Source organism: uncultured Dokdonia sp., assembly GCF_937910895.1.
GTDB lineage: Bacteria > Bacteroidota > Bacteroidia > Flavobacteriales > Flavobacteriaceae > Dokdonia.
Window position 1 is genome coordinate 14,294 of record NZ_CALEMI010000021.1, and the last position, 16,749, is coordinate 31,042.

The 16,749-nt window shown below is 35.3% G+C and carries 18 protein-coding genes; 11 read left to right on the forward strand and 7 right to left on the reverse strand.

The annotated features are described in order from the left end of the window. Nucleotides 1-42 precede the first annotated feature (42 nt). Nucleotides 43-1,683, reverse strand: coding sequence for an ABC-F family ATP-binding cassette domain-containing protein (locus Q0505_RS02340; RefSeq protein ID WP_299208366.1), 1,641 nt, complete (start codon nt 1,681-1,683; stop codon nt 43-45). Between the two features lie 246 nt (nt 1,684-1,929). Between Q0505_RS02340 and Q0505_RS02345 the strand changes: the two genes are divergently transcribed. Next, nucleotides 1,930-2,481: a hypothetical protein gene (locus Q0505_RS02345; RefSeq protein ID WP_299208368.1), complete on the forward strand. Its 552-nt coding sequence runs from the start codon at nt 1,930-1,932 to the stop codon at nt 2,479-2,481. 471 nt (nt 2,482-2,952) lie between these two features. On the opposite strand, the gene murA is transcribed toward Q0505_RS02345, so the two are convergent. Both murA and Q0505_RS02355 read right to left on the reverse strand, forming a co-directional pair. After that, nucleotides 2,953-4,266 (reverse strand): UDP-N-acetylglucosamine 1-carboxyvinyltransferase, encoded by a 1,314-nt coding sequence (murA, locus tag Q0505_RS02350; RefSeq protein WP_299208370.1) that lies wholly within the window; start codon nt 4,264-4,266, stop codon nt 2,953-2,955. 21 nt (nt 4,267-4,287) lie between these two features. Continuing rightward, complete coding sequence (locus Q0505_RS02355; RefSeq protein ID WP_299208372.1) at nt 4,288-4,932, reverse strand: DUF4290 domain-containing protein; 645 nt, start codon at nt 4,930-4,932, stop codon at nt 4,288-4,290. A gap of 476 nt (nt 4,933-5,408) precedes the next feature. Between Q0505_RS02355 and Q0505_RS02360 the strand changes: the two genes are divergently transcribed. Further along, nucleotides 5,409-5,663, forward strand: a complete 255-nt coding sequence (locus Q0505_RS02360) for an autorepressor SdpR family transcription factor (RefSeq protein ID WP_299208374.1) — start codon at nt 5,409-5,411, stop codon at nt 5,661-5,663. A 19-nt stretch (nt 5,664-5,682) separates the two neighbouring features. Next, nucleotides 5,683-6,333 (forward strand): SdpI family protein, encoded by a 651-nt coding sequence (locus Q0505_RS02365; RefSeq protein ID WP_299208377.1) that lies wholly within the window; start codon nt 5,683-5,685, stop codon nt 6,331-6,333. Nucleotides 6,334-6,380: 47 nt separating this feature from the next. Here Q0505_RS02365 and Q0505_RS02370 read toward each other — a convergent pair whose 3' ends face one another. The 4 genes from Q0505_RS02370 to Q0505_RS02385 form a co-directional block, all read right to left on the reverse strand. Then, nucleotides 6,381-6,650: a type II toxin-antitoxin system RelE/ParE family toxin gene (locus tag Q0505_RS02370; protein WP_299208379.1), complete on the reverse strand. Its 270-nt coding sequence runs from the start codon at nt 6,648-6,650 to the stop codon at nt 6,381-6,383. A gap of 110 nt (nt 6,651-6,760) precedes the next feature. Then, on the reverse strand, nt 6,761-6,904 hold the full coding sequence (locus Q0505_RS02375) for a hypothetical protein (RefSeq protein ID WP_299208381.1): 144 nt from the start codon (nt 6,902-6,904) through the stop codon (nt 6,761-6,763). Between the two features lie 191 nt (nt 6,905-7,095). Continuing rightward, complete coding sequence (locus Q0505_RS02380) at nt 7,096-7,281, reverse strand: hypothetical protein (RefSeq protein WP_299208383.1); 186 nt, start codon at nt 7,279-7,281, stop codon at nt 7,096-7,098. 279 nt (nt 7,282-7,560) lie between these two features. Beyond that, nucleotides 7,561-7,851 (reverse strand): DUF493 family protein, encoded by a 291-nt coding sequence (locus tag Q0505_RS02385; RefSeq protein ID WP_299208385.1) that lies wholly within the window; start codon nt 7,849-7,851, stop codon nt 7,561-7,563. Between the two features lie 91 nt (nt 7,852-7,942). Here Q0505_RS02385 and Q0505_RS02390 point away from each other — a divergent pair, with 91 nt between their 5' ends. From Q0505_RS02390 to Q0505_RS02425, 8 genes are all read left to right on the forward strand, one after another. Then, nucleotides 7,943-8,479, forward strand: a complete 537-nt coding sequence (locus Q0505_RS02390; RefSeq protein ID WP_299208387.1) for an ATP-binding protein — start codon at nt 7,943-7,945, stop codon at nt 8,477-8,479. Further along, nucleotides 8,476-10,368, forward strand: a complete 1,893-nt coding sequence (locus Q0505_RS02395) for an ATP-dependent DNA helicase RecQ (RefSeq protein ID WP_299208389.1) — start codon at nt 8,476-8,478, stop codon at nt 10,366-10,368. The genes Q0505_RS02390 and Q0505_RS02395 overlap by 4 nt, the downstream gene beginning before the upstream one ends. Further along, entirely contained in the window at nt 10,365-11,357 is a 993-nt protein-coding gene (fmt, locus tag Q0505_RS02400; RefSeq protein ID WP_299208391.1) for a methionyl-tRNA formyltransferase, read from the forward strand. The genes Q0505_RS02395 and fmt overlap by 4 nt, the downstream gene beginning before the upstream one ends. A 185-nt stretch (nt 11,358-11,542) precedes the next feature. Beyond that, nucleotides 11,543-11,815 (forward strand): HU family DNA-binding protein, encoded by a 273-nt coding sequence (locus Q0505_RS02405; protein ID WP_299208393.1) that lies wholly within the window; start codon nt 11,543-11,545, stop codon nt 11,813-11,815. Nucleotides 11,816-12,006: 191 nt separating this feature from the next. Then, a complete protein-coding gene (locus Q0505_RS02410; protein ID WP_299208395.1) occupies nt 12,007-13,203 on the forward strand; it encodes an LETM1-related biofilm-associated protein in 1,197 nt (398 codons plus the stop codon). Between the two features lie 591 nt (nt 13,204-13,794). Next, a complete protein-coding gene (locus tag Q0505_RS02415; protein ID WP_299208397.1) occupies nt 13,795-14,307 on the forward strand; it encodes an RNA polymerase sigma factor in 513 nt (170 codons plus the stop codon). Nucleotide 14,308: 1 nt separating this feature from the next. Beyond that, the gene (locus tag Q0505_RS02420) at nt 14,309-14,974 is read left to right on the forward strand and encodes a hypothetical protein (protein ID WP_299208399.1); all 666 of its coding nucleotides are present in this window, start codon (nt 14,309-14,311) and stop codon (nt 14,972-14,974) included. Nucleotides 14,975-15,507: 533 nt separating this feature from the next. Then, on the forward strand, nt 15,508-16,677 hold the full coding sequence (locus tag Q0505_RS02425; RefSeq protein WP_299208401.1) for an SIR2 family protein: 1,170 nt from the start codon (nt 15,508-15,510) through the stop codon (nt 16,675-16,677). Nucleotides 16,678-16,749: the final 72 nt, after the last annotated feature.

Below are 16,749 nucleotides of genomic sequence, written 5' to 3' on the forward strand. Positions count from 1 at the left end.
AAATGATATATTACAAATTTTATATGAGTGTGTTTTGCTCCTTTATTTCCCCATCAAATCGATTTCTTTCAAGTTCTCTATACGATTGCGTTTTAGGAAATCATCAATAGTTTCAAAATGCTCAATGACGCGTTTTTCTTTAAACTCAAATACTTTTTTAGAAAGACCTTGTAAAAAGGCACGATCGTGGGATACGAGAATTAACGTCCCATCAAAATTTTGCAAAGCTTCTTTCAATACATCTTTTGATTTGATATCAAGATGGTTAGTCGGCTCATCGAGAATGAGTAAATTCACAGGTTCTAATAATAATTTGACCATCGCCAGTCGTGTTTTCTCTCCTCCAGAAAGGACACTGACTTTCTTATCAATGTCATCGCCAGCAAACATAAAACGACCTAAAATATTTTTGATTTGCGTACGTACATCGCCTTTGGCAACTTCATCAACCGTTTGAAAGACGGTAAGGTCGGGATCTAATAATGCTGCTTGGTTTTGCGCAAAGTAGCCGACCTTCACATTATGACCTAATTCGCAACTCCCTTCATACTCAATTTCGCCCATAATGGCTTTAATCATCGTCGATTTTCCTTCTCCATTTCGACCAACGAAGGAGACCTTTTCGCCTCGAGCGATCGACATATTAGCATCTTTAAAAACCACGTGATCATCATATACTTTGGTCAATGCTTCTACTTTTACAGGATAATCTCCCGAGCGCATGGCTGGTGGAAATCGTAACTTTAAAGCTGCGGTATCGATCTCATCAATCTCAATGATTTGTAACTTTTCTAGCATCCGCTCTCGGGAAGAGACTTGGTTTGTTTTGGAATAGGTGCCTTTAAAACGTTCTATAAATGCCCTATTATCAGCAATAAATTTTTGCTGTTCTTGGTAGGCTTTTATCTGATGTACCCGACGGTCTGCACGGAGTTCTAGGTAATGAGAGTAGTTGGCTTTATAATCATAAATACGTCCCATGGTGACTTCAATCGTACGATTGGTGATATTATCAATGAAGGTTTTATCGTGAGAAATCACAATCACGGCTTTTGCTTTATTCAATAAGAAATCTTCTAGCCAAATCACCGATTCAATATCCACGTGGTTGGTAGGTTCATCTAGCAAAATAAGATCTGGTTTTTGAAGCAAGATTTTAGCCAACTCAATTCGCATGCGCCATCCCCCGCTAAACTCACTAGTCGGTCTCGTAAAATCTGTTCGCTTAAATCCTAGTCCGCGAAGTGCTTTTTCGACTTCTTCTTCATAGTTGGTATCTTCGATCGCATAAAATTTCTCACCAAGGTCTGATACTTTGGTAATAATATCCATATAGGCATCCGACTCATAATCGGTACGAGTTTCTAGTTCTTTATTCAACCGATCCATCTCGCCTTTCATTTCAAAAACGTGAGCAAAAGCTTTGGAGGCTTCTTCCATGACGGTACAATCATCATCTGTGAGTAAGTGTTGTGGTAAGTAGGCGATGACCGCATCTTTAGGATAGCGTACGTTTCCTCTAGTCGCTTTCTGAACGCCTGCAATAATCTTCATCATCGTAGATTTACCTGCGCCATTTTTTCCCATCAGGGCAATTTTATCTTGTTCATTAATGGAAAAAGACACATTACTAAACAAGGTATCGCCACTAAATTCTACGGCTAAATTATCTACTGCAATCATGGGTATATTTTAAGGGTGCAAAAATAAGGAAAAAGAATACGATGTATTCACTCACTTCCATCCTTACTTTTTACATAAGAAATTAGAATATGATTTTATAAAAAAGGGGATTAGACTATTTCGAAAAGGACATTTAACTCCTGTAATACAGTTTTTCAACTATACGCTAATCATCTATCTCATAGTACTTTTGGGCTATTATATATATTCATTTAAATAACTAGATTCAACTTTAATTAAAACATTATGAAAATTATTCAATTGACGCTTGTACTATTTCTTTCTTTTACGCTTGGAGGATATGCACAAAAAAAACCAACTAAATCTGCCAATATTGCACTAAGAATATTACTCGCTGAGTATAGTGAGACGACTTCTTTAACTCCTGTAGATACTAAAAAGTTTATTATGTATCTGTCTAAGAAAAATCATAGTACAAAAGGGATGAAGATTAAAAAAGTAAAACAACTTACGTATCTAACCCACAAGAAAGAAAAACGTACGATCTATCTTATTCAAAGAGCAGAAGGAATATCTATTAATGGCTCTTCGTGTCACTTTAATAACGATATTTTTGGTGTTAAGTTTGAAAATCAATGTGATACTTCTGGAGAAGAGTGTGATATTATCACTGATTCATGCCCAGTTTCAGGTGATTGCACTGTCTATTGTGTTGTTTCAAATAGTTGTGATGAAAGTGGGGAGTCCAATCCTAATTGTTGCGACGGCGCTACTTGTGAGGAAGGAGATGGTATTAGACCAAACCCTTCTGATCCATTAGAAACGCTTATGGGATAATCGATCTTTTAAAAAACAATTCAATCATGAGAAGTATACGTGTAAGTGTGCTTCTCATATTTTTTATACATCATTTAGATCTCATTGGTATGCTTTCGCGAAAGCGTACTCTGCTTTAACACCTCCCGTAATCTCTTATCTAGAGGGGAAACTGGTGCGCTTAATTTTCTAAAGTCGGTAAATTTGGTACTGTTTTAAAACTTCACTTCGTTATGTTTTAAAATCACTCAAGTAGCTTGCTTCTCTTTTAAGTTCAAAAATCAGCAATCAAAAATCTCCAATTTTTCACTTAGATATTTGATCTTCCGTGTTCGAAATTTTTAATTTAAAATAGAGTAACACTCTACATTAAAGTACTACTCTATTTTAAGTCTATGCTCTATTTTCTATGTTCTTTATCTTTTGAAGTAGCTATCATTATCATCTGTCTTCAACAAGTTCAGTATGATATTTCGCGAAAGCGTAAAAAACCTACGCCGTTCTAATAATTTTGGCTCCAATGGCGCGAAGGCGTTCATCTATATTTTCATAACCACGATCAATTTGCTCAATGTTATGAATAACAGACGTTCCTTTGGCACTTAATGCCGCTATAAGTAAAGAGATTCCTGCGCGTATGTCTGGAGATACCATAGTGGTTGCTTTCAGCATAGACTTGAAATTATGCCCAATAATGGTAGCGCGATGGGGATCACAAAGGATGATCTTAGCGCCCATGTCTATAAGTTTATCGGTGAAGAATAAACGGCTTTCAAACATTTTTTGATGAACCATCACTTCGCCTTTCGCTTGTGTGGCTACGACCAAAATAATACTCAACAAGTCGGGTGTAAATCCTGGCCAAGGCGCATCGGCAATGGTCATAAAAGAGCCGTCGATATAGCTCTCTATCTGGTAACCATCGGTATGTGAAGGGATGTAAATATCATCGCCTTTACGTTCAAGGGTAATTCCGAGTTTTCTAAAGGTATTAGGAATGACACCTAAGTCGTCCCAACTTACGTTTTTAATAGTGATTTCGCTCTTCGTCATGGCGGCAAGTCCGATCCACGAACCGATCTCAATCATATCGGGTAAGACACGATGTTCACAACCTCCTAAAGCTTCTACACCTTCTATATGAAGCATATTAGAGCCTACGCCTGTAATCTTAGCGCCCATACGATTTAACATCTTACAAAGTTGCTGTAAGTAGGGTTCGCAAGCGGCGTTGTAAATGGTGGTTTTGCCTTTGGCGAGTACGGCAGCCATGACAATATTTGCAGTTCCAGTCACGGATGCTTCATCCAAGAGCATATACGTTCCTGTCAATCCGTTGGGAGCTTCTACGCCATAAAAACGTTCTTCTTTATTGTATCTAAAATCAGCTCCTAATTTGATAAATCCTTGAAAATGGGTATCTAATCTACGGCGACCGATTTTATCACCTCCTGGACGCGGAATATATCCTTTTCCAAAACGAGCTAATAAAGGCCCTACAATCATAATGGAGCCACGTAAGCCACTTCCTTCTACTTTAAAAAGTTCGCTTTCTAGATAGTCTAATTGGAGTTCATCACTTTTAAACGTGTAGGCTCCTTTGCCTAGTTTTTGAATTTTTACACCTAAATTCCCTAAGATATGTATCAGTTTATTGACATCGAGGATATCAGGAATATTAGTAATAGTTACTTTCTCAGGAGTGAGTAAGACTGCACATAAGATTTGTAATGCTTCGTTTTTTGCTCCTTGTGGTTGGATTTCGCCTTTGAGTTGGTGGCCTCCTTCTATTTGAAATGTACCCATGTATTATGTAAAGAAAAGGGGTTAGTAGCGTTTTTTACGCGTGTAGTTACTTTTAGATTTTTTGATCGGGTGATCTGAAGCTTTTGCTTTTTTGGTCGCTCTAATCAGCTTTTCAGAATCACGTAAGGTTTCTTCTTTTTCGCGAAGATTAATTTGTCCTTTGCTCAACTCAAAAAGATGATTAAAAATCACATCATCATCTACGGTATCTTTATTCCAGTTAAGGAAACATTTTTTCATGTGAATGGCAATGGTATACTCCAATGCTTCTCGCATATCTCCTTCTTCCCAACCTACGGCAACATCAATCATACGTTTGATATTATTCCCATAAAATCGGTATTTAGGAAAGTTTTGAGGATACTCTAAAGGCTCTGGACGTTCTGCAAGTTCTTCTCTGGACGGTTTTCCATAAGGAGAATCTACATCCAACGCAAAGTCAGACATAATAAATAACTGATCCCAAAGTTTATGTTGAAAATCAGGTACGTCCCTTAAATGGGGTTGTAAATTTCCCATCACAGCAATAATAGCTTTGGCTACTTTGTTACGCTCATCGCGGTCTTCTATCACGGTAGTTTGGTCTACCATTTTTTGAATATGGCGTCCATATTCTGGAATGATCAAGTGATCTCTCTCTGTATTGTATTCTAATTGATCTATCAATTGTAAAAAATTAAGTGAAGTTTGTCTATGTATATAAACTCTTGCAAAATACTAAAAATTGTGCAAACTCTTGTTGAATTTTATTTTGTGTTTTAAATATGCTTTAAAATTTGGTCTTTGGTCTTTGGTCTTTGGTCTTTGGTCTTTGGTCTTTGGTTGGTAGCTATAAAAAAAATCTATTCTCTTTTCTATATTCTTTTTTCTTTTTTCTTTTTTCTCAGTATCTAGTGACTTGAGTCTCTTTTCTCTTCTCTATATTCTCTTCTCTATATTCTTTTCTCTCTTTTCCTTTATGTCTTAATTCATGATTCCTTTTTTGTAATGAGTATTTTTGCTTTCGCGAAAGCGGAAACCCCACAAACAAAAGCCTAAGCAGGATTTTTCATAACACTCCCAACTTAATTTCTACTAAATTATGTAACAATTATTTGAAAGTTACGTCTATTAATTAGATATTTGTCTAAATACTTAATTACGTGAATACACTATTTAAAGCACTCAATGATGAAACTCGACGGGAGATTCTTAATCTTTTAAAAGAAAAGGATCTGACCGCTGGAGAAATTGCAGCATCCTTTGATATTTCAAAACCCAGTATCTCGCATCATCTTGATTTATTAAAACAAGCTAATCTCGTAAGCAGTGTAAAAAAAGGGCAATATGTCACGTATAGTCTCAATACAACGATTCTCGAAGAAGTCATGCAATGGATTATACATTTAAAAAACTAACCTGTTAATAACCAACATTATGAATCTACGTAAAGAAATTCCGCTTATCATTATTGCTTTATTACCGTTCCTATATTTAGGATACCTGTATGCAGATTTACCAGACACTGTCCCTACGCATTGGAATATAGAAGGTCAAATAGACAATTGGGGATCAAAAAGTATGCTTTGGATCATTCCTTTTATTACTGGTTTTTTAGGCTATGTATTGATGAGCCTTGCGCCTAAAATTGATCCTAAAGGACAAATCAAACAAATGGGTGCCAAGTTTTACCAACTCAAATTTATCATCGTTTTATTTTTAAGTGTATTAGGATTATATATTATATATGCTGTACAACAGCAATCGATGTCGAGTCCTAAAATGATTTTTGTATTAATAGGTGTATTTTTTACGGCTTTAGGAAATTATTTTCCTTCTGTGAAGCCTAATTATTTTATAGGATTACGCACACCTTGGACATTAGAAAGTGCTACGGTCTGGAAAAAAACACATCGACTGGCAGGAAAATTATGGGTCGTTGGCGGCTTGTTGATTATTATGACTTCGCTTTTAATCCCACAGCCACAAAATCTGACTGTTTTTCTTGTGATTACCATGATCATTACCATCATTCCGATTATGTATTCGTATGTGTGGTATAAGCAGGAAAAGAGAGAAGTGCTTTAAAGATTGTAAAATTGTAGTTATCGAAAGTTAGGATTTTTAAACCAGAATTAAAGGATACTTTCTAAATCCTGCTTTCCGATAATTGTCATAATTTCTATGACAGCATCACTACTTAATCTATAATAAATAGTATCAGAACCACAAACACAACGTCTATATCCCACTTTAATATAATCAACCGCTTCAAAAGAGAAAGGGCGTTCTGCAATTATATTAAAGTATTGAAAAAAAGTTTCAAAGTACCTATCGTCTTGTTGTATTCCAAATTTCTTAACGCCATACTGATGAATCCTAATCAAAATCGTCTTTTGCGACATTACTCAATCTATAGTTAGCCATTAAGCAAGGACTTAGATTGCGCTAATAATTGTTTTTTGGTGTCTTGAGTAAAACCGCTCTTTTCAGCGCTGTCTAGTTTAGCAGCTATCTAGTCAATTTGTTTTTGTTGCTTTCTAGCTTGTCGTATCAAGTCGTTTACGAGTTCGCTTTTGCTAGCATATTCTTTACTCTCAACTTGAGCCTTTAGCCATTCATCATTGGGATCCGTAAAGGAGATGCTTTGTCGTGCCATATTCTTTTTGGTGTAAATTTACACCAAATATGCATAAATCATAAAAAAGATGCTATGGGTTAATATAAGCTTACTGTTGTTTTTGTTTATAGTATAGGTTACCAAAAAAAGCCACGGAATAAAATCCCGCAGCTGTTTAATCTGAAGTCTAAAGAAAAGAGCGTTTGTTCTCTTTTCTATAAAATGATCTATTAGGATGGGCACGCCGCCGCAAATGGGCAAGTAGTAGATGGGGAATCAACATAATCAAGACAAGAGCCATCTGGGCACCACTCACAACAAAATCCTCTTGACTTTCCAAAACCGCCTTGAATAGATTTTTGCTCATCTGCATTCAATGGTTGAACACCATCTATATGTAAAATGTTTTTTAACATAGTAATAAAATTTAAAAGTTAATAATACTCTTAATTTAGTAAAAAATAATTAAAAATCAAATAGTTACGGTTAATCCGTAATTCTGATCTATTGTAATATTTGACACTGCGTACAAAATAAATAATGAAGAGAATGTACAATACGGTTATTTTGTTACGTACTAAGATTCCAATGACATGACCTTTTAAATTATTACGTTAATTTAATAAGAAGATATATCATAAAAAACAGCTACAGAATAAAATCTCGTAGCTGCTTTCTATATTTCTAAAATGAGATTACAAAGATATTACCCCTTCTACCTCACCGACTTCTAGATACTTTTCAATTACCGCATCAGGATCTTTCATACGCACGTTAATAGATACACTGGTGTACTTTCCTGTACGTGATTCTTTTCTATTAATGACTGCTCCCGTATGATCAAAAATATCTTCTATTTGTTTGATTTTAGTAGCGTCAGAAGGCACTATAAACTTATATAAATAAGGCGCTGGCCATGTGGAAGTATCGCTTAACTGTTCTTTTAATTTTTTATAAAATGCTGCTGTATTATTATCTGGAGTCATATCCTCTTTTTATCTTGGCAAAGATAAGACAACATATAAATTTGTTGTTCGTCTTGGTTTGCCTAATTTTGTGGAAATTAGTACCATTTTTATGCCAAAAAGCATTTTATTGATAGGGGGACCCTCCACAGGAAAAACAACGCTTATACATCATCTTAAAACCCTTGGATACCCCTGCCTAGAGGAGATCTCGCGAGAGGTAACAAAAAAGGCGAAAAGCGAGGGAATAGATCAGCTTTTTCTTGAAAAACCATTGCTTTTCAGCAAGTTATTGAAAGACGCGAGAATACAACAGCATCAACAAGTGAGTACTTTTGACACCGACTATGTGTTTTTAGACCGAGGAATTCCTGACACTGTGGCATATATGGACTATATAGGACAGACATATACCGATGAGTTTATAAACGATTGTAAAAACTATAGATACGAATTTGTTTTTATCCTCCCGTTATGGAAAGAAATCCATCAAACAGATGCAGAGCGGTATGAAAGCTTTGAGCAAGCACAAGAAATTCAAAAGCATTTGCTAGCTACGTATCACCAGTATGGCTATGCTCCTATTGAGGTGCCTACGGGTGACGTTGCCACGAGAGCATCATTTATTTTAAAAACACTAAAGGGTTGAATCATACCCCAAAAGACATATTAAAAAAATATTGGGGCTACGACTCCTTTAGACCTTTACAAGAAGATAGTATTCAAAGTGTTTTAAACGGCAAAGACACGATTGCTTTATTACCTACTGGTGGAGGCAAATCACTATGTTATCAAATCCCAGCCTTAGCCCAAGAAGGCATCGCTATTGTAGTGTCACCACTTATTGCCTTAATGAAAGACCAAGTTCTGAATCTTCAAGAAAAAGGCATTAAGGCATTAGCCATCACCAGTGGCATCAGATACACTGACTTAGACGCACTGTTGGACAATTGCATTTATGGTAATTATAAACTCTTATACGTATCGCCAGAACGCTTACAGCAAGAACTCGTGATAGAGCGGATCAAACAAATGAATGTTTCGCTCATTGCCGTAGATGAGGCACATTGCATCTCACAATGGGGACATGATTTTAGACCTGCCTATTGTAAAATTGCCCGCTTACGCGAAATAAAACCAAACGCCCCTCTCATTGCGCTCACAGCAACCGCAACACCCAAAGTAGTTCAGGATATTTCTGAAGAATTACAGTTGAACGATCCCTTACTTTGTAAAGGATCTTACCATAGAGAAAACCTGACCTACACCCTTATTCATAGCGCCGATAAAAATTTTCGCCTTGAGCAAATATTAAAAAATACGACTCAAAGTGCTATCATCTATGTACGGAATCGAAAAGCCACAATAGGAACGGCTCAGTTTTTAAAAAGCCGAGGCATCACCGCTACCTTTTATCATGGCGGTATGTCACGAGATGATAGACACAAACATTATAAGGACTGGAGAGATAATAAAACCCAAGTCATGGTCAGCACCAATGCCTTTGGGATGGGCATTGACAAAGCCGATGTAGATACCGTGGTACACCTAGAAATTCCCGATAGTCTTGAAAATTATTTTCAGGAATCAGGACGTGCTGGAAGAAGCGGACAACCGTCACAAGCTGTCCTTATATATAATGAGAACGACATCATCCGACTGAATAATCAGTTTTTGCAGGTCATTCCTACGGTTTCCTTCGTAAAAGAAATCTATAGCCGACTCAATAGTTATTTTCAAATCTCGTATGGCGAAGGTGAAGAAACCAACCACCGATTTAACTTTAGTCATTTCTGTCAGACCTATTCGCTTCCCACTATGCGCACCTATAATGCCTTACTCGCCTTGGATCGAAATAGTGTGATTAGTCTCTCGCAGGAGTTTACCAAAAAAGCCACCGTTACCTTTAATGTTACTGACATCGCGCTGACGTATTACCTGATTAAAAATCCACAATGGGATCCGATTGTAAAAACCATCCTCCGCACGTATGGAGGTATTTTTGAGCAGGTCGTGACCATTAATTATAGTATCATCGCCAATAAATCGGGTAGTTCTATAGATAAGATTCACAACGCATTATTGATGCTTGCCAAAGATGACATTATCACCTACGAGCATCAGAGCTATGATACGGCGCTTACATTTTTGGTGCCTAGAGAAGACGATCGCACCATTCACGTGATTGCTGAGAACATAAAAATACAAGCCAACTACAAAAAGCAACAAATAGAAACGATCAAAAACTATGTAAACAATACAACGGTTTGTAGAACCATTCAACTTCTCACCTATTTTGAAGAAGACATCACAACGCCTTGTGGCAAATGCGATGTCTGTCTAGCGCAGAACTCAAATAGAAAACAACAAGCTTCGGCAGCACAGGCGATTTTAAGTTCGCTTTCGCGAAAGCAACAAACCTCTCGCCAACTTTGTGATTTGGCATATACAGAAACTGAAATTATTACCGCAATACAATTGCTTTTAGACCAGAAAAAGATTACCCTTACTTCAGCAAATACATATACATTATTATGAGAGAGATCCGCATCGTTTTTATGGGCACACCAGACTTTGCCGTTACGATATTAGAAACTTTAGTCACGCAGGGGTATACCGTTGTAGGCGTCATTACAGCTCCTGATCGTCCCGCTGGACGTGGTCAGAAGTTACGCAAGAGCGCTGTCAAAGTATATGCAGAGTCACAAGGATTGACCATCTTACAACCGACCAATCTTAAAAACGAATCGTTCCTGACAGAACTAGAAGCTTTACAAGCCAACCTTCAAATCGTCGTTGCTTTTCGTATTTTACCCGCTGCTGTCTGGAAAATGCCAGCATACGGGACGTTTAATCTCCACGCTTCGCTCCTACCTCAGTATCGCGGTGCGGCACCTATTAATTGGGCGATTATTAATGGAGAGACAGAAACTGGAGTCACGACCTTCTTTATAGACGAAAAAATAGATACAGGCGCTGTCATATTTCAAGAACGTCTCACTATAGGCGAAAACGAAAATGCAGGTAGTCTCCATGACCGTCTAATGCATCTTGGTTCAGGGCTAGTGACCAAGACCGTAGATGCGATTGCAAACAATACTATTACCACACACATCCAACCCCAATCTGGAGATCTAAAAACAGCTTATAAACTCTATCCCGAAAACACAAAAATTGATTGGGAAGCTCCTCTTAAAACGATCCATAATCACATCCGAGGGCTCAGCCCATATCCAGGATCTTGGTGTTACCTCATGAATAATAATAAGGAGGAGCGGGTAAAGATTTATGCCGCTGAAATTTATACTGAGCCAAGTCGAAATACGAAAGCGTACTCAGAAATTGTAGAAGAAAAAGATGAAAATACCGCTTTAGGAACCATCCAAGTAGAAGACGGAAAGCTAAAAGTCACTGCCCTACACGGATACCTTTATATTAATGAAATACAACTTCCAGGAAAGCGAAAAATGGATGTAAAGTCACTTTTAAACGGCTATAATTTTGATGAAAATGTCAAAATGCGCTAAACCCGCACTATCATTGGGCTAACAGAAGACCCCAAAAAGCACCCTCTTTATTAACAATCGCCTTAACTTATCAACAAAATCGGTGATTTCCCTTGCTATTACTTGCATGAGTGGATATTACGTATAAATTTGTTACAGAATTAAACACACAGTTTAACTAACAATAATTAATTAAATTTAACATTATGAACAAATCAGAATTAATTGATGGAATGGCGGAGCACGCAGGAATTACAAAAGCAGCTGCAAAAAAAGCATTAGAGTCTTTTTTAGGTAACGTTGAAGGAACACTTAAAGAAGGAGGACGTGTTTCTCTTGTAGGTTTTGGATCTTGGTCTGTATCTAAGCGTAATGCACGTGAAGGAAGAAACCCTCAAACTGGTAAAACAATCAAAATTGCTGCAAAAAATGTAGTAAAATTTAAAGCGGGTTCTGAGTTAGGAAACGCAGTAAACTAATCACATTTTGATATAGTTATACATCTAGCTTTTTCTGCAAAGAAAAAGACCTAGCTATAATTACTAAAGGGCTCAATGATCCACGGATTATTGAGCCTTTTTAGTATCCCGATATTTAGATACAATAATACGCTTTAGATTATCCCAACTCTAAACAAAAAAAGTAACTTTGCGATAAAGCTATTCATCTCATGAACCCATCTGCCACAGGCTGGATAAAAAAGCATTTGCCTTACTTCTTACAGTTTATGGCATCACATCCTATGGATGAAGACGAAATGTACATACAACTTCGATCTAAAGGGTTTATCTATGGGACCTCCATTAAAACGCTTTGTGATGAAGAGAGCGAACAATTGAAATGGACGGAAGAAGAAAAAACAAAAATCAACTTATTTGATGCGCTTACGTTTACCTATTTTGACTGTATAGAAAATACCAGTAGTACAGATTGTATCAAGAGTATCATTTCTTTTTATAGCGAACTCAATAAAAACCAAGGAGGTCCTCCAATACAAGTAGGTGCTTCTACAGACGCGAATTATAGAATTCTTGAACGGATTATCCAAGAACGCATTCAAACCAATGAGACCCTTTTTAAAAAGAATTTCAGCCACATTATTACCAATGCGTTATTGTTTTTAGATGTATTGAGTTTTGATCATTATCTCATTTCGGGAGAAGATCCGTTGCCTTATGCGATTTGTCTTGAAAAAAATCTTACACAAATTGTTTGGTTAGCCTTAAAGCAAAAAGAAAATAAAGATCATTACAACGAACTTTTGATTAAACTTTTTGAAAGCTCCATTCGATATAACACCACCATAAAAAGTGACAGCCTTACGTTAGAAGATATACAGACTAATGTGGTTTCACAACCGCTGGAACAATTATACTTATTAGATCTATGTGCCTTATCCTTATATGATGATAAACAAATAGATCCGCAGGAAGCCATTTTTATGAACGAAGTCTCACGCATACTGAAGATCCCAGAGACCACTAAAGAAACTTCATTGGAAGCTGTGGCTACCTTTATCTCAGAAAACAAAGAAGACATAGCTTATCTCAATTACAGCAATCCTGTCAAACATTTTTACAATCAGACGACACGGACGGTTTCTACCTTGATATTACGCAATAAGAAGCGTCTTATTAAAGAAATAACACAAAGTAAGGATTTAGTCATCCTCTTAGGAAACTCCACCGTACGCGACCTCTCTGAAGACGAAAAGAAAGTCGTTAAAAATCAGTTGCTCGATATTTGCAAAACCATTCCTTCACTCGCCATTTTCTTATTACCAGGCGGTACGATCTTACTTCCTATTCTCGTAAAATTCATTCCTAAATTATTGCCAAGTGCGTTTAATGAAAATCAGATGGATTGATGGTGAATGATTGTTGGTTTTTGATTTTTGATTTTTGATTTTTGATATGTCTAGAATCTTTTTAAAATAAATTATTTACCTAAATACTATTCTTAAAATAATCACTTAAATTGACAGCGTAATCCTCCTTAAAAAGGATAAGATATCTGGTTCTTTTTTACAGGATAACAACGATAAAAAGAGTTGATATCCCGATCTATTTACGGGATATCGACGACAAAATACATTTTATAACGAGTTCTCTGCAAGCGGAAGAAAAAACTTCAGAAATAATATCAAACTTCTTCTCTGTACTTCACTAAAAGTTTAAGTCGAATTCTTTACTGAAAAAAATTTCTTCAAAAAAGTGTGATTTTTGTAACCATTGTGCGAATAATTAAGAAAAGACGAATACTTCTTAATAAAATCGAACTAAAATGGAATACAAAAATATCAGATTAATTATTGTTGTTGTTACAGCATTTACAATACTCACAACAGGTTGTAACATTTCGATAACCCGAAATTATTATAGTAAAAAACCAAAGACACCAATAAAAATAGACAGCACAACCTATGTTTTAAAGTTAGGTTTTCAAATGCACAAACCGAATGATGCACAAAGATAGAGCAGCAAATTTTCTCGTTATTGTTGAGAACAATAAAGGTATTCTATTTAAAGTGGCAAACTCATATTGTCGGAACACTGAAGACAGAAAAGACCTCGTTCAAGAAATTATTTTGCAGTTGTGGAAATCGTTTGACAACTACAATGAAAAATTTAAAATTTCAACTTGGATATATCGAATTTCATTGAATGTGGCTATTTCATTTTACAGGAAAGAGAACAGTAGGAAACGGATTTCAAACCCGATTATAACAAATATTTTCGATTTTTCCAACACAGAAATATCCGATGAAAAAGAAACCAACTTGGGAATATTGAATCATATAATTTCAGAATTAAATGATTTGAACAAAGCCCTAATTTTGCTATACCTCGAAGAAAAAAGTTACAAGGAAATTTCAGAAATCATCGGAATTACCGAAACAAATGTTGCAACAAAAATTGGCAGAATTAAAAGCAAACTAAAAAAAGAATTCAATCAACTTAAAAATCAATAAAATGGAAAATATAGAACTTATAAATATTTGGAAAGAGCAAAATGTCAAAATAGAAAAAACATTGACGATTAATAAATTGCTTTTAAAAGAGACTATTGGCAGAAAGGCAGAATCTACTTTAAACGGCTTGGTTAAATTAAAAACGGCAGGAATAGTAGCTTTTGTATTTTATCTTCTCATCTTAGGCTACGCCTTGTTTTATGCTATTTCAAATTATTCTTCGGCAAGTAATTATTTTATTGTTTCAGTTTCAGCAATCGCTTTGATAAATATAAAAGGGTTTGCAGACTATATTAAACATCTTGCTTGGACAAAAAATATAAATTACGATGGTAGCATAATGGAAATTCAAAAACAATTATCAAGACTTCAACTTTCCATAATTGACCACGCCAAAATTATGTGTTTGCAATTTCCCTTTTTTACAACATTTTATTTGAGTGACAATTGGTTTCCACAAAACGTAGGATTACCATATATTATCTTTCAAATAATCCTAACAGGTAGTTTTATTTACTTTTCCTTTTGGTTGTATAAAAATCACAAACCCGAAAACTTGAATAAAAAATGGTTTAGAAAGTTAATAGCAGGTTCGGGCGGAAAATCCGTTGAAAAAGCCATTGAATTCTACAGAGAAATAGAAGAATTTGAAAAGGAAAATGGTTGAACAAAAAAAGCCAGCACATAACACCGGTAATCGTTGCACAATCCTATAATTCTGATAAAAACGACTCATTCTACCCCTCTCCCGAAGCTTATTTTATATCATTGGGTATTTAGATCTGATTTTAAAAGCGTTTATATCAAATGTGATGAAGTCATAAGAAATGATTTTGTAACATCTAGATAAAAACTCCATTCCTACGCCACTTCTTACCTTTTTATTGGTAAATTTTAGATACTTCTTTAGATTATAAGCCATCGCACTCATCCCAAATACCTAGACCTTTGATATTGTTAAAAACCGTATGTTACTTTGATGAAAGTTGTGTAGGTTCGGTGTATCTAAAAGCCGTTTAAAACGGTTATAAACGTTTACACTCAAAGTAAACAAAATGATTATATCAAAAAAACCTAGTAAACAATAGGTTCGCATTTAATTACTGAAAAATATATACTAGATTTGTAAAGGAACATATTTACAAAAAATAGTGTAAGTGTTGGATATATAGTAGTTAGCCACCATTTGAAATCACTCTTATGAAGAAAAATTTGACAGTAATTTTAGGAGCAGGATTTTCAGCAAATGCAGGAATGCCAACCGCAAGTACAATAGCCGAAAGATTCAATAGAGATTTGAAAGAAAAATTTCTTTCCGCTTCGTCAAGTGAATGGTTTTGGATTGACGATAAGGATAAAACTTTCATTCATAATGGAAGATTGAATTATGATTATTTAGCTTATTCCTATGTATTTAATGAATTAGTAAAAAGTTATGTTTTAGATAGAGGTAGTTTTATCTATTACGAAGACTTTTATCAATATATCATTGACAATTTCGAGAATCCAGATTGGGTTGAAAATTTATTTGAAATAGCGAAAAAATCACTTCTTGCTGACAAGCCATTTTTTTTAGAAGAGAAAAATAAAGAATATTACGAAAGTTATTTGTTCGCATTCGACAAAAAACAATTTCAAAAGGTTAGTGTTATTCTCAACTACTTAATTGGAGATATTTTAAATGTAATTCCTAAAACAGATGCCGAGTTAATAGAAATATATCAAGGCTTTATTGACTATTTATCTAATTTCGAAAACGTAGATATTTTTACACTTAACCACGACTTACTATTGGAACGAGTTTTAGAACTAAATAAAGTAAAATATTCAAAAGGTTTTAATTCACAAGGCTCACCAATCAGTCATAACGATTTACAAGTACCATATTTCAATAACACCTTTAATGAAAAAATAAAAATTCATAAACTTCACGGCAGTTTAGATTTTTTTCAATTTAAACATTATGCCGATGGCGGAAAATTATTTCTACAACCAACGGGAGAATATGATTATTATATGACTAATAGCTATTCTACGAAACATAATGCAATCCGAATTAATCCAGAAACTAAAGAAATACTACAAGATTACAATTTTGATATAGTACCGAAATTTATAACTGGAACAAGAAAATTAGATACTATCGAGAATGATTTTTTATTCAAACAGTTGTTTCAAAATTTTCAAAAAACAATTGACGAAACAGAAAATTTATTTATATCAGGTTATTCATTCAGCGATGAACATTTGAATGAAAAATTAAAGGCAAAAGCGTTTAATTACATAAATCAAAACCCAAGTAAAGATTATCCATTCGACGGAAATGGTAAGAATGTAAAGAGTCTGAACGAATTAAAAAACGGTGGCTAATCGAGTAGACGGGTGACGGTCAGATAACCGCCACTGCGCCTCTCACACCACCGTACATACGGGTCTCGTATA